The organism is Kitasatospora sp. NPDC004240, from assembly GCF_053603215.1.
Window position 1 is genome coordinate 1 of the sequence record NZ_JBSGFD010000220.1, and the last position, 12,899, is coordinate 12,899.

At 73.2% G+C, this 12,899-nt stretch carries 11 protein-coding genes and 1 pseudogene; 6 read left to right on the forward strand and 6 right to left on the reverse strand.

What is annotated here, in order from left to right:
- Positions 1 to 265: 265 nt before the first annotated feature.
- On the forward strand, positions 266 to 1,732 hold the full coding sequence (locus ACWEQL_RS35995) for an LCP family protein (protein ID WP_452154703.1): 1,467 nt from the start codon (positions 266 to 268) through the stop codon (positions 1,730 to 1,732).
- A gap of 68 nt (positions 1,733 to 1,800) precedes the next feature.
- Here the strand turns inward: ACWEQL_RS35995 and ACWEQL_RS36000 are convergent, their stop codons facing one another.
- A complete protein-coding gene (locus ACWEQL_RS36000; protein WP_452154683.1) occupies positions 1,801 to 2,565 on the reverse strand; it encodes a sporulation protein in 765 nt (254 codons plus the stop codon).
- 329 nt (positions 2,566 to 2,894) lie between these two features.
- Here ACWEQL_RS36000 and ACWEQL_RS36005 point away from each other — a divergent pair, with 329 nt between their 5' ends.
- On the forward strand, positions 2,895 to 3,632 hold the full coding sequence (locus tag ACWEQL_RS36005; RefSeq protein WP_452154685.1) for a FadR/GntR family transcriptional regulator: 738 nt from the start codon (positions 2,895 to 2,897) through the stop codon (positions 3,630 to 3,632).
- Positions 3,633 to 3,705: 73 nt separating this feature from the next.
- Positions 3,706 to 4,953: a CynX/NimT family MFS transporter gene (locus ACWEQL_RS36010; protein ID WP_452154687.1), complete on the forward strand. Its 1,248-nt coding sequence runs from the start codon at positions 3,706 to 3,708 to the stop codon at positions 4,951 to 4,953.
- Between the two features lie 99 nt (positions 4,954 to 5,052).
- On the opposite strand, the gene ACWEQL_RS36015 is transcribed toward ACWEQL_RS36010, so the two are convergent.
- From ACWEQL_RS36015 to ACWEQL_RS36030, 4 genes are all read right to left on the reverse strand, one after another.
- Positions 5,053 to 5,769, reverse strand: coding sequence for an ABC transporter permease (locus ACWEQL_RS36015; protein WP_452154689.1), 717 nt, complete (start codon positions 5,767 to 5,769; stop codon positions 5,053 to 5,055).
- Positions 5,770 to 5,902: 133 nt separating this feature from the next.
- Positions 5,903 to 6,820 (reverse strand): ABC transporter ATP-binding protein, encoded by a 918-nt coding sequence (locus ACWEQL_RS36020; protein WP_452154691.1) that lies wholly within the window; start codon positions 6,818 to 6,820, stop codon positions 5,903 to 5,905.
- A gap of 9 nt (positions 6,821 to 6,829) precedes the next feature.
- Positions 6,830 to 7,729: an ABC transporter permease gene (locus tag ACWEQL_RS36025; protein ID WP_452154693.1), complete on the reverse strand. Its 900-nt coding sequence runs from the start codon at positions 7,727 to 7,729 to the stop codon at positions 6,830 to 6,832.
- Positions 7,713 to 8,741: an ABC transporter ATP-binding protein gene (locus ACWEQL_RS36030; protein ID WP_452154695.1), complete on the reverse strand. Its 1,029-nt coding sequence runs from the start codon at positions 8,739 to 8,741 to the stop codon at positions 7,713 to 7,715. The genes ACWEQL_RS36025 and ACWEQL_RS36030 overlap by 17 nt, the downstream gene beginning before the upstream one ends.
- A 191-nt stretch (positions 8,742 to 8,932) precedes the next feature.
- Here ACWEQL_RS36030 and ACWEQL_RS36035 point away from each other — a divergent pair, with 191 nt between their 5' ends.
- Genes ACWEQL_RS36035 through ACWEQL_RS36045 form a run of 3 tightly spaced genes read left to right on the forward strand, consistent with a single transcriptional unit; the run spans position 8,933 to position 12,349 of the window.
- The gene (locus ACWEQL_RS36035) at positions 8,933 to 9,361 is read left to right on the forward strand and encodes a WXG100 family type VII secretion target (protein WP_452154697.1); all 429 of its coding nucleotides are present in this window, start codon (positions 8,933 to 8,935) and stop codon (positions 9,359 to 9,361) included.
- A 13-nt stretch (positions 9,362 to 9,374) separates the two neighbouring features.
- Positions 9,375 to 11,660 (forward strand): WXG100 family type VII secretion target, encoded by a 2,286-nt coding sequence (locus tag ACWEQL_RS36040; RefSeq protein WP_452154699.1) that lies wholly within the window; start codon positions 9,375 to 9,377, stop codon positions 11,658 to 11,660.
- Entirely contained in the window at positions 11,657 to 12,349 is a 693-nt protein-coding gene (locus tag ACWEQL_RS36045) for a hypothetical protein (RefSeq protein ID WP_452154701.1), read from the forward strand. Before ACWEQL_RS36040 ends, ACWEQL_RS36045 begins: the two co-directional genes overlap by 4 nt.
- Positions 12,350 to 12,440: 91 nt before the next feature.
- Here the strand turns inward: ACWEQL_RS36045 and ACWEQL_RS36050 are convergent.
- Positions 12,441 to 12,899: pseudogene (locus tag ACWEQL_RS36050) on the reverse strand (hypothetical protein); the annotation flags it as partial.

The following is a 12,899-nucleotide window of genomic DNA, read 5'->3' on the forward strand; positions in this document are numbered from 1 at the left end:
GGCCGCCCAGGGCAAGGCCGGGCAGGACAGGGCCGGGCAGGACAGGGTCGCCCAGGGCCGCGCCGCCGAGCGGGGCCGCGGCACGCGCGGCAACCCCGCCCCCGAGACCGGCGGACGGCGGGCGAACGGCGCGGGCGGCGAGAGCGGCGGACGACGGGCCGCGAGCACCGAGACCGGCGGACGGCGGGCGAACGGCGGCGGCGAGAACGGCGGACGACGGGCCGGCAGCGGCCGGGGCCGCAAGCCCAAGCGCAACGTCAAGAAGATCCTCGCCTGGACCACCGCCGGCGTGCTCGTCGTGCTGGCCGGGACCGGCGGCGCGATCTACTACAAGCTCAGCGGCAACATCCGCTCCTTCGACGAGGACGCCATCAGCAAGGAGCGGCCCCCGGAGGCGACCGCCGACGCCAACGGCAACAAGCCGGTCAACGTCCTGCTGATCGGCTCGGACTCGCGCAGCGGCAAGAACGCCGACCTCGGCGGCGGCGACGAGGGCGGTGCCCGCTCGGACACCACGATGCTGCTGCACGTCTACGCCGACCACAAGCACGCCGTGGGCATCTCCATCCCGCGCGACGCCCTGGTGACCATCCCGCCGTGCAAGCTGCCGAACGGGAAGTGGACCAAGGAGCAGCCCGGGCAGATGTTCAACTCCGCCTTCTCGGTCGGCAACACCGAGACGGGCAACCCGGCCTGCACCCAGAACACCGTGGAGAAGCTGACCGGCATCCGGGTCGACCACACCATCGAGGTCAACTTCCAGGGCTTCGCGGCGATGACCGAGGCCGTCGACGGGGTGGACGTCTGCCTCCCCAACGACATCTACGAGGGGAACGTCAACCCCAACCTGGGCAAGAAGGGCAAGGTCGTCCTGCCCAAGGGCAAGCAGAAGGTCTCCGGCCAGAAGGCGCTGGACTACGTCCGGCTGCGGCACGGGATCGGCGACGACTCGGACGTCGGCCGGATGAAACGGCAGCAGGCGTTCCTCGCCTCGCTGATGGCCAAGGTCAAGAGCCAGGGCCTGAACCCCACCACGCTGCTGCCGCTGGCCGACGCGGCCACCAAGTCGATGACCGTCGACCCCGGTCTGGACACGGCGGGCAAGCTGATGGACTTCGCGCTGTCGCTGAAGAACATCGACCTGCACGACATGAAGTTCCTGACCGCGCCGTGGCGCTACAACGGCCCCCGGATCGACCTGGTCCACCCGGCCGTCGACAACCTGTGGAAGACCCTCCAGGCCGACCGCACCATCGACGGCAAGGACGCCACCGGCAAGCAGGAGGACGCCCCGACGACCCCGGCCGCGCCGGAGACCCCCGCCGCGCCCGCGCCGGCGCCGATCGACAGCCGGGCCGCCGCGGCGATCAAGGTCGCGGTCTACAACGGCACCACCGCCAACGGGCTGGCCGCCAAGGCCGCCGAGACCCTCAAGGCGCAGAAGATCACCGTGACCGGGGTGACCGGCGCCAAGTCCACCAACCACGCCACCACCACCATCGAGTACGGCAGCGGCCAGAAGGCCAACGCGGAGAAGGTCGCCGCGCTCTTCCCGGGCGCCACCCTCAGCCCCACCTCGGCCTCCGGGATCAGCCTGGTGCTCGGCAAGGACTACGCCGCCGCCAACGGGGGCGCGGCCACCGCGAGCGCCCCGGCCCCGCTGCCCACCGAGGTGGTCAACGAGGCCCGCTCGGCCGACGACGACATCTGCAGCAACGTCTCGTACGGCTGATCCCCCGGCGCGCACACCCTCGGCCCGGCCCCGCACGACGGCGGGACCGGGCCGAGGACGTACCGGGGTCAGAGCGTGGAGCGGACCCAGCCGTCGACCACCGCGGTGAGGTCCTGGTCGGCCGCGGAGTGGTCCACCACGTGGGTGCGGATCACGTCGCTGCCGCTGCTCAGGAAGCCACCGCGCTTGTCGGTCTCCAGCACGACCTCGATCCGGCCCGGCGTGGTGATGAAGGTGACCTCCACCGAGTTGGCCCGGTGCGCGTACTGCGGGGCCGCCGAGAACTCGATCTCCTGGTAGAACGGCAGCGTCTGGCCGGTGCCGCGGATGTGGCCGGCCTCCAGGTCGGCGGAGCGGAAGTGGAAGCCGAGCTGGACGAAGGTGTCCAGGACGCGGCGCTGCGCCGGCAGCGGCTCGACCTCCAGCGGGTCGGAGTCGCCCTTGTCGAGGGCGCCCGCGATGTCCACCTCGGTCCGCACCCCGAGCTGCATGCCGTGCAGGCGCTGCCCGGCGATCGTGGTGACCGGGGTCTCCCACGGCACCTGGACGGCGAACGGGATCGAGCGGTTCTCGCCCGGGGCCAGCTTCAGCGGCGAGGTCACCGAGAAGCGGGCGAACGGGTACAGGCCCGTGCTCTCGCCCTCCTCGTGCTCGATCTCGACCTTGGCGACCAGGGTCAGCGTGATGCCCCGGATGTCGGCCTCGACGGTGCCGCCGGTCAGCTCGACCGTCCCCTGCAGGGTGCCACCGGGCTGGACGACGGGCGTGGACAGGACGGTGTCGACGCCGGGACCGCCGACGCCCAGGGCGCCGAGGAGCTTCTTGAACACCATGCGGCCGTTCTCCTTCGGAAGTGGTGGACCGGCGAGGCCCGATCCGTCCCCCAATCTACGGCCTGTGCCCGGGCCGGGGTCGGGCCCCCGGGCGGCCCGCGGCGTCTGTGCCGCGGCCGGTGGCCCGCGGCCCGGGGGAGACCCGCGGGAACGGCCCGGCGCGGTTGTGGGACGACTACCTCCGCAGTTGTAGGACAACTGCCGCCCCAGTTGTAGGATGACCGGGCGAGCGGTTGTAGGATGACTGTGGGCCACCGGCCCGCGACCACCTGCGCGACCGCAGGCACGACCGCACGACCACGCACGCGACCACCCGGAGGGAGACCGACATGACCGCCACGGGCAACGACGACAGCCCGCAGGCCGCCGGCCGGCGCTCCCTGGTGGACACCACCATCGACCAGCTGCGCGAGCGGCTGGCCGCCGGGACCTGGACGGTCGGCGACCGGATCCCCACCGAGCACGAGCTCGCCGAGCGGCTCCAGGTCGGGCGCAACACCGTCCGGGAGGCGATCCGGGTGCTGGTGCACGCCGGGATGCTGGTCACCCGGCAGGGCGAGGGCACCTTCGTCCGGAGCACCAGCGACCCCGCCGCCGTCCTGCGCGGTGTGCAGCGCTCCGGCATCCGGGACGTGCTGGAGGTCCGCGCCGCGCTGGAGGCCGAGGCCGCCCGGCTGGCCGCCCTGCGGCACACCCCCGAGGACATCGCCCGGATGCGGGCCGCGCTGGCCCGCGAGGCCGAGGTGATCGCGGCGCACCCCGAGCGGGCCGGCCGCGAGGCCACCGTCGAGCACGACCTGGAGTTCCACACCGCCGTCGTCGACGCGGCCCACAACCCGGCCCTGGCCGAGGTGTACCGCTACTTCGGCGCCTCGGTGCGCGAGTCGATGCGGACGGCCTTCGGCGACCACGAGATGCCCGAGGTGGTCGTGGCCACCCACCAGGCGCTGGTGGACGCGATCGAGAGCGGCGACCCGGACCGGGCCGAGGGCGCGTGTCGCGCGCTGCTCGCCGAGCCGACCGCGGCCGTCGAGCAGCTCCTCGCGGCCATCGCGGCCCGGAAGTAGACGACCACCGGCCGACCCGGCCCGCCGTCCTTCCGCGCCCGCCCCCTGTCCTCATGAAAGACGAGCACGCCCCATGGCAATCACCCGTGCCCAGCAGCCGGTGGTCACCTCCGCGTTCCCCGTCCGCGCCCGGCTCGCCCATCCCGCCCTGCTGCTGACCGGCATCCTGCTGGTCGCCCTGAACATGCGGGCCTGCCTGGCCGCCGTCTCGCCGATGATCGGCGAGATCCAGCGGAGCTTCGGGCTGTCGGCCACCGCGAGCGGTCTGATCACCACCGTGCCGGTGCTGTTCCAGGGCGTCGGCGCGCCGCTCACCCCTCGGCTGACCCGGCGCTTCGGCACCGAGCGGGTGGTGCTGGGCGCGGTGCTGGTGCTCGGCGCGGGCGTGCTGCTGCGGGTGCTGCCCTCGGTGGCGGCGCTGTACGCGGGCTGCGTGGTGATCGGCGTGGCGATCGCGGTGCTGAACGTGTCGATGCCGGGCCTGGTGAAGCGCGAGTTCCCCGGCCGGGCCGCCACCATGACCGGCGTCTACTCGACCACCATGCTGGTCGGCGCCACCCTCGCGGCGGGCCTGTCGGTGCCGCTGGAGCACGCGCTGGGCGGCGGTTGGCAGGCCTCGCTGGGTGCCTGGTCGCTGCTGGCCGTGGTCGCCGCGGTGGCCTGGCTGCCGCAGGTGCTGCGCGCGCGGACGGCCCCCGCACCGGCGGCGGGCGCCCCGACGCGCCCCGCCGCTCCGGCCGACCGGGCGGTCCAGGGGATCTGGCGCTCCCCGCTGGCCTGGCAGATCAGCCTCTTCATGGGCGTCTCGTCGCTGCTGGTCTACATCCTGGTCGCCTGGATGCCGACCATCCTGGCCGAGCAGGGCATGGACCGCGGCCGGGCCGGTCTGGTCTTCGCCTTCTCCAACCTGGTCCAGGTGGCCGGCGCCTTCCTGGTGCCGCTGCTGGCCGGGCGGATGACCGGCCAGCGGGCGCTGGCCCTGTCGATGGCCCTCCTGAACGGGCTCGGCATCGCCGTGCTGCTGCTCGCGCCGGTCTCCGGCGCCTGGGTCGCGGCGGCCGTCCTCGGCCTCGCCCAGGGCGGCTCGCTCGGACTGGCGCTGGCCTTCATCGTGCTGCGGACCGGCAGCTCGGCCGGTGCGGCCCGGCTGGGCGGGATGTCACAGGCCGTCGGCTACCTGGTGGCGGCGGCCGGCCCGGTGGGCGCCGGGGCGCTGCGCCAGCTCACCGGCGGCTGGGAGGTCCTGCTGACGCTGATGCTGGTGCTGACGGCGGTCGCCGCGGTGGCCGGCTGGGGCGCGGGCCGCGACCGGACGCTCTGACCGGCCCCCCACGACCCGAACCCCCCACGACCCGGACGCCCGGGCGGCCCGAGGACCGGGGCCGCCCGGGCGTCCGGGCTCACGCACCGACGAACCCGCTCACTCCTCGGAGGCGAGGGTCAGCCCGGCCAGCCGGACCGAGGCCAGCACGGTCGCGCCGACCGTCACCACCAGCAGCAGCGGTACGGCCACGCCCAGCGCGACGTCCACCGTGATCACGCCGTCCCCGGCGACCGCGTCGGCCACCGACAGGCCCCACTGCTGCACGCTGAGCGTCTTGGCGCCCTTCACGAAGTTGCCGACCAGGGACTCCCAGATCAGCGCGTACCCGAGCCCGGCCACCACGGCGTGCCGGGTGACCACGCCGAGCATCAGGAACAGCGCGCTGTAGGCGGCGCCGGACACCAGGGCGGCGACGGTGTAGCCGAGCACCAGGTTGTCCTTGGTGCCGTACAGCATCAGGCCGGACAGCAGGATCGGGAGGGCGGCGAACACCCAGGTGGTGAGCACCGCCACGGCCAGCTTGGTGGTGATGATCCGCCGGCGTGGCAGCGGCTTGGCCAGCAGGTAGACGATCGAGCCGTCGTCGATCTCGGTGGCGATGGCGCCGGTGCCGACGACCAGGCCGAGGATCGGCAGCAGGGTGCCGAGGCCCAGCTGGCCGAGGATCTTGACGGTCAGGTCGTGCTCGTTCCCGCTCGACGCGCTCGCGATCGCCGAGATGATCAGCAGCAGGGCGGGGACCACCAGCAGCAGTACGCCTCGGCGGCGGCCCAGCAGGCCGCGCAGCGTCAGCCTGGCGACGGTCGGGTTCATCGGCGGTCGGCCTTCCTGGTCTTCCTGCGGCGGCTCGGAGCGGACGGGCTGGGAACGGACGGGCGGGTGGCGGAGGGACTCGGAACGGAGGGGCTCGGAACGGAGGGGCGGGGAGCGCCCGGGCGGGCCGCGCTCATGCGGAGACCAGGTACGAGAAGACGCTCTCCAGCGACTCGTCCGCCGGCGCCACGGTGAACAGCCGGATCCCCGCGTCCCGGGCGACCCTGGGCAGCAGGGTGGTGAAGCCCTGGAAGTTCACCGCCTCGATCCGCAGCACGCCGTCCCGCGGGTCCACCTCGATGCCGGCCGTGGACGGGTCGGCGATCAGCGCGGCCGCCAGCCGCCGGTCGTCGCTGGAGCGGACCAGGTAGCGGTGCGGGCGGTCGGTCATCAGCCGGCGGATCTCGCGGAAGTCCCCGGAGGCGGCGTGCCGGCCGGCCACCACGACCTCGATGTGCCGGGCCAGCTGCTCGACCTCCTCCAGGATGTGCGAGGAGAACAGCACCGTCCGGCCGTCCGCGCCGAAGCGGCGCAGCAGGTCCATCAGCTGCAGCCGCTGGCGCGGGTCCATGCCGTTGAAGGGCTCGTCCAGCAGCAGCACCGCCGGGTCGTGGACCAGCGCGGAGGCCATCTTGACCCGCTGCTTCATGCCCTTGGAGTAGGTGCCGGTCCGGCGGTCCTGGGCGTACTCCATCTCGACCAGGGCGAGCGCCCGCCGGGCCGCCGCGCGGGGGTCGTCCAGGCCGTGCAGCTCGGCGTTGGCGAGCACGAACTCCCAGCCGGTCAGGTAGTCGTACATCGACTCCCGCTCCGGGACGAGCCCGATGTGCCGGTACACCTCCTGGTTGCGCCAGATCGGCGCGCCGTCCAGGCTCACCGTCCCGGAGGAGGGGGCCAGGAAGCCGCTCATCATGTGGATGAGGGTGGACTTGCCGGCCCCGTTGGGCCCGAGCAGACCGGTGACGCCGGGGCCGATCGCCATGGTGATGTCGTTGACGGCGACCACGTTCCCGAACCAGCGGGAGACCTTGTCGATGGTGATGGTGGCCATGACGCCCTCTCAAACGTTCTTGTAGCGGCGCAGCAGCAGCCGGTAGGAGCCGGCCACCAGCGCGACCGCGACGGCGGCGAACACGACCACGCCGAGGCCGCCCGGGGCCCGCACCGCGTCGACCGATTCCCGGAGGCCGAAGAGCCGGTTGACCAGGCCGTCGACCAGCAGGCCGGGCGAGAGCAGCGCGGCCCAGTTGGAGGACTCCGGACGCGGGCCCGCCCCGCCGCTGAGGCCGAAGATGATGCCCGCCAGGGCGGTGGTGACCACCTGGTAGCCCATGATGGCGGCCACGCCGAAGCCCCGGCGCGGGGTGGACGCGGCGATCACCAGCGCCACCGAGGTCGGCACCACGGCGTACAGCACCGCGGTGGCCATGCCGTACAGGAAGTGCCCGGTGTTGTGGCCGAAGGGCAGCCCGCCGAGCAGCGCGCCCACGTAGAGCACCAGCATCGGGGTGGCGAGCAGCAGCAGCTGGGCGGTGACCATCGCGGCGAACTTGGCCCGCACGTAGTCGACCCGGGTGATCGGACGGGAGAAGTAGAGCGGCACGGTGTGGTGGCGCAGGTCCCGGGAGAGCAGCACCGGCGCCTGGGAGGCCAGGAAGATCGCGCCGAACAGCCCGAAGAAGCTCAGGTACTCCGGGTAGTCCATCGCCAGCCGGTCGTTGCGCAGGACGAGCGTCACCGCGACCATGATCACCGCCGGCACGGCCAGCACGCCGAGCAGCAGCATCGGCAGCACCTTGGACTTGCCGGAGCGCCCGAGCCCGTACGCGGCGCGCAGGCTCTGCACGTACAGCGAGCGGGTGGCGTAGGAACGGCCGAGCCGGGGGCCGGTGTAGCCCCGGTAGCCGATGTCGTGGATGACGCCGGTGTCGGCGCGCCCGTGCTCAGGAGGCAGCGGCATCCGGGGCACCTCCTGCGGTGTGGTCGCCCGCGCCGGGTACGGCGGTCGGGAGGTCGGCGGGGCCCGGGTCGCCCGGGGCGGCCGCGCCGGTGTCCGTGGTGAAGATCTCGGCCACCCGGTGCCGGCGCTGCTCCAGCCGCACCAGCCCGAGGCCGAGGTCCGCGACGGTGTCGCGGATGAGGTCGTACGTGGCGTCGCCGGCCAGCTCCACCAGCAGCACCCGGGAGCCCTCGGCCCGCACCGGCAGCCCGGCCGCGGCCAGCCGGTCGCGCACCTCGGCGGTGGCGTCCGAGCGGGCGTCCGGCAGGTCCGTCACCTCGACCGCGAGCAGCGCGGTCGCCTCGGTGAAGGAGGCGGTGGAGGAGGAGCGCAGCAGCTTGCCGCCGTCGATGACCACCAGGTGGTCGCAGGTCCGCTCCAGCTCGCCGAGCAGGTGGGTGGTGACCAGCACCGAGATGCCGAAATCGGTGTACACCCGGCGGATCAGGGAGAGCATGTCGTCCCGGCCGACCGGGTCGAGGCCGTTGGTCGGCTCGTCCAGCAGCACCAGCCGGGGGTCGTGGACCAGCGCCTGGGCCAGCTTGACCCGCTGCTTCATGCCGGTCGAGTACCCGCCCATCGGCCGGTACCGCTCCTCGTAGAGCCCGACGTGGCGCAGCGTGTCGGCGGTGCGCTCACGGGCGGCGGCGGCCGGCAGCCCGGCCATCCGCGCCATGTGCACCACGAACTCGGTCGCCGAGACGTCCGGGGGCAGGCAGTCGTGCTCGGGCATGTAGCCGACCTGTTCGCGGATCCGCGATCCCTCGGTGGCGATGTCCAGGCCGAGGACCCGTCCGGTGCCGGAGGTGGCCGGCGCGAGGCCGAGCAGGATCTTGATGAGTGTGGACTTGCCCGCGCCGTTCGCCCCGACCAGGCCGACCACCCCGGGGCGCACCTCAACGGTGAGCTGATCGAGGGCGGTCACCCGGGGGAACCTCTTGGTGAGGCCGTCCGTCGTGATGACAGTGGACACGCCCCCCAACCTAGTGTGAAGCCGCCGTGCGGGATATGGGCTGGAAAGACGAGCCCGCCTGCTGCTGCGGTATGACCCGCTGTCATTGATCCCCTAGGGGGATCGTCCGTGTGACCCCGACGGTACTCTTAGCCGAATTCCATACACGGGGGACGCCCGGGGACGCCCCGGGCGGAAGGGACGTGGACAGCGTGTCCGACCGCGCAGCCGAGTTCGACCGGATGATGAATCCGTGGGCCTACGACTCAGACGGCAAGCTCACCGCCAAGGCACAGCAGCAGGAATCCGCCCGCACGCGGATCAACTCCTCCAACGCGCCCACCAACGGGGGGACGACGTCGGTGGACCCGGGCGCCCTGGAGGGCGCCGCCAACGCCTCCGACCAGATCCACGGCCGCCTCGGCGGTGACGGCCGCGGCGCCGACGACGAGACCGGCCAGGTCTCCACCTCGCTGAGCAACTGGAGCACCGGCAAGGCCGCCCAGCAGACCGTCGCCACCTGGGACCAGCAGATCACCGCCCTGGCGCAGACCATCGGCGAGGTCACCCAGGCGCTGCGGGACAGCGCCAAGAACTACCGGGCGAACGAGACGGCCGTCCGCGCCGGGTTCCAGGGCTGAGGGGGCGGGGAACATGGTCGACTACCACGAGCTGAGCACCGCGAAGATCGAATCCCTCGGCACCGCCGCCGGGGCCTGGGACGGCGTCGTCACCAAGCTGCGGGCGATGGACCAGGAGTGGGACACCACGGTCATCGCCAAGGTCAACAACTCCGGCTGGAGCGGCGACGCCGCCGACGCCTCCCGGCCCAAGCTGCAGCGCACCAACGAGCAGCTGACCGCGGCGGTCACCCAGGCCACCGCCATCGCCTCGATCCTGCGCGACGCCGGCAACGACTTCCAGGCCGCCCGCAACCGGCTGAACAAGGTGGTCGCCGACGCCAAGTCCGCCGGTCTGACCGTCAGTTCCGACGGCACGGTCAGCTGGCCGCCCGCCGACCAGGCCACCCGGCACGACCCGGACGCCAACGAGGACTACCAGCGCTCGTACCGCGACAAGGCGAAGGCCACCCGGGAGGCGATCGACAGCTGCGTGCGCGAGGCCACCGAGGCCGACGAGCGGGCCGCGTACGCGCTGCGCTCCGACACCAGCACCGACCAGCTGAAGTCCTTCAACGCCAGCGCGATCGGCGGCGGCCCGGAGGCGGACGGCAAGCGCGCCGCGCAGCTCGCCGCCAAGGGCGGCAAGATATCCGACCCCGAACTCGTCGAGCTCAACTCGCTGCTGGCCGCCGGTCAGAACGACCCGAAGTTCTCCACCAAGTTCTACAACGACCTCGGCCCCAAGGGCCTGCTGGAGTCGTGGAACGGCATGGTCGGCGACGAGAAGCAGTTCAACGGCGCGAGCGACGCCCGCTGGAAGATGTACCAGGACCTCCAGAGGAACCTGGGCCTCAACCTGGCCACCGCCACCCGCTCCACCAACGAGCCCCACCTGTCCGAACAGTGGGCCGCCGACCTGCGCAAGGCCGGCTCCGAGACGATGTGGAACCAGCCCCGCCGCCAGGGCGGCACGGACTACGCGCCGTACGGCTACCAGGTGCTCTCCGGCATCCTGCGCACCGGCAACTACGACCCGAAGTTCCTCAACCCGATCGCCGAGCACGTCACCCAGCTCGACAAGGACGACAAGTACTGGCCGGCCCCGTTCTACGGCCCGCACAGCGACCGCCGCGGCTTCAACCTGCTGGGCGCGGACGGCGGTTCGGGCTTCGAGCCGACCACCGCGATCCTGGAGGCACTGGGCCACAGCCCCGAGGCCGCCACCAAGTTCTTCCACGACACGCCGACCGCGTACAACACCGACGGCACCGTCAAGCCGAACGGCAAGGTCGAGCCGTCCGACTACCTCAAGTACTTCACGCAGGACAAGGACTACACCCCCGACACCGTCTCGCAGAAGAACGACCTGCGCCAGGCGGGCATGAAGAGCGGCCCCGACGCGCTCGGCCACGCCCTGGAGGCGGCCACCACCGGCCGGCCGTACGGCGACATCGGCGCGCCGCTGAAGCACACCCCCGACCAGGCCGCCGTGATGGAGCGCGTGGTGCAGGTCTTCGGCACCCACGGCGACGGCGGGGTCCTCGACGAGCTCAAGGGCGAGGACGCCAAGCTGGCCCCGCTGCGGGACAGCATCGGGCACATGACCGCCGACTACATGGGCGACTTCCAGCGCTCGCTGTCCCCGCACAAGGAGGACCTGCCGACCAACGGCTTCCCGGCCGACCTCAAGGAGGTCCACACCCGCGGGCTGCTGGACGCGCTCGGTCGCGACCCGGAGGCGTACGGCTCGATCGTCAACGCCAACCAGGCCTACTCGACCGCCGTGGTGCGCAACCAGATCGACGCCGGCGGCACCGACTTCGCCCGCCTGGAGTCGGACATCGGCTCCACCTCCCGGGCCGGCGGCGTCATCAGCGGCATCCTCAACGAGGCCCGGGTCAACGAGGTGCACCAGAACCACGCCACCTCCGACAAGGAGTTCAACGAGTCGCTGGAGCGCAACGCGGGCCGGGTCGAGGGGGTCTTCAGCGCCACCATCGGCCTGGCCACCGAGCGGGTCCCGCTGGCCGGCGAGGTCTCCGACATGATCATCGGCGAGATCAAGGACGCCGTGGTCAAGGCCAACGAGCAGGACACCACCGAGGACGGCCGGCAGGAGGGCCGCGGCCTGGTCGCCGACGGCCGGGCCGGGGCGGCGCTCGGCGCCCAGTCCGCCGTCCAGGACGCGGCGATCAACAGCAAGCTCAGCGCCGAGGACATCCGCCGACTGGCCGACGCCGCCGGCGACCGGGCGCTCGACGGCTACACCGACGGCTCGTCGGGCAGCCAGAGTTCCAACGGGAAGGTCAACGGATGACGATCGGACCGGGCCGCGCCACCCGCCGCCGGGTGGCGGCCGCCGTCCTGGCGCTCACCGCCGCGGCGGCGCTCGCCGCGTGCGGCAGCGAGGGCGGCAAGGCGGCCGGCGGTGCCGCGAGCGGCGGTACGGCGGGCGCCTCCACCGGCGCGGCCGGTACCTCCTGCGAGGGCACCGTGCGCGGCTCCCTCGTGGAGGCCCTGCTGGACGAGGGCGCCGCGCCCACGTACCGGCTGGACAAGCAGCTCGACGCCAAGCAGCAGGCCGGGCTCCAGCTGCTGACCTGCGAGGCCGAGGCGAAGAAGGGCCTCGGGCTGACCGTCCGGCTGGCCGGCAGCGAGACCCCGGGCGGCGGGCTGCAGCCCCCCGGGCCGCGCCCCGGCGACCAGGTGTTCTCGCTGGGCTTCGGCGAGCGCAGCCAGGTGACCCGCTTCGGCGCCTCGCTCACCTTCCGCTGCGACGGGACGTACCTGAAGGCCGGCAGCGCCAAGGCCCTCTACTTCACCGTCCAGGCCGGCCTCGCGGCCGACTCGGCCGGGGCGGGCGCCGAGTCGCCCCGGTGGACCGCCGAGGGCTGGGGCCGGCTGGCCGTCGACACCGCCCAGCGAGCCGCCAAGGGCCCGCTCGGCTGCACCTCCCGGGTCGCCTGGCCCGCCGGCGACCCGGTGCTGACCCCGGCGGCGTCCTGAGCGACCGGCCGTGAACGACGGAGGCGGGCCCGCGTGATGCGGGCCCGCCTCCGTCGTCCGTGCTCGCGCCCGGGCTCCCGTCCGGGACCGGTCAGGACAGCAGATCGGACTGGAGGGTGACCACCTGGCGGAAGGCCGGCAGCGGCACGCCCTTCGGGTTGGTCATCACCACGATCCCGAGCACGTCGCCCGCGCTCAGGTAGGCCGCCCGGCCGGTGGCCCCGCCGGGGCCGGTCGCCGGGGTCTCCCGGGCCGTGAACTCCACCCGCGGGACGGCGTCCCAGTCCCGGGTGGCGAGCACCTTCAGGTCCGGCAGGTCCTTCAGCCCGCCCTTGGAGCGCAGCTCGGAGTACACCTCCCCGGCCTCGTACGAGGAGCCGAACCGCAGCAGGCGGATCTGCGTCCGGGTGCCGTCCGAGGCCGTCCACTCGCGCACGGTCGCGGCCGCGCAGGCGTTCTCGGCCAGCAGGACGGCCAGCGCGGTCGCCTCCTGCTGCTCGGCGGCGGCGTCCGCGCAGGGCACCCACGCGGCCGCGGGCGAGCCGGCCGG

What these genes read in the sequence shown, in the direction of transcription:
- ACWEQL_RS36045 (WP_452154701.1), top strand. Translation starts at nt 11,657, where the DNA reads ATGACGATCGGACCGGGCCGCGCCACCCGCCGCCGGGTGGCGGCCGCC.
- ACWEQL_RS36005 (WP_452154685.1), top strand. Translation starts at nt 2,895, where the DNA reads ATGACCGCCACGGGCAACGACGACAGCCCGCAGGCCGCCGGCCGGCGC.
- ACWEQL_RS36040 (WP_452154699.1), top strand. Translation starts at nt 9,375, where the DNA reads ATGGTCGACTACCACGAGCTGAGCACCGCGAAGATCGAATCCCTCGGC.
- ACWEQL_RS36020 (WP_452154691.1), bottom strand. Translation starts at nt 6,820, where the DNA reads ATGGCCACCATCACCATCGACAAGGTCTCCCGCTGGTTCGGGAACGTG.
- ACWEQL_RS36015 (WP_452154689.1), bottom strand. Translation starts at nt 5,769, where the DNA reads ATGAACCCGACCGTCGCCAGGCTGACGCTGCGCGGCCTGCTGGGCCGC.
- ACWEQL_RS36010 (WP_452154687.1), top strand. Translation starts at nt 3,706, where the DNA reads ATGGCAATCACCCGTGCCCAGCAGCCGGTGGTCACCTCCGCGTTCCCC.
- ACWEQL_RS36025 (WP_452154693.1), bottom strand. Translation starts at nt 7,729, where the DNA reads ATGCCGCTGCCTCCTGAGCACGGGCGCGCCGACACCGGCGTCATCCAC.
- ACWEQL_RS36000 (WP_452154683.1), bottom strand. Translation starts at nt 2,565, where the DNA reads ATGGTGTTCAAGAAGCTCCTCGGCGCCCTGGGCGTCGGCGGTCCCGGC.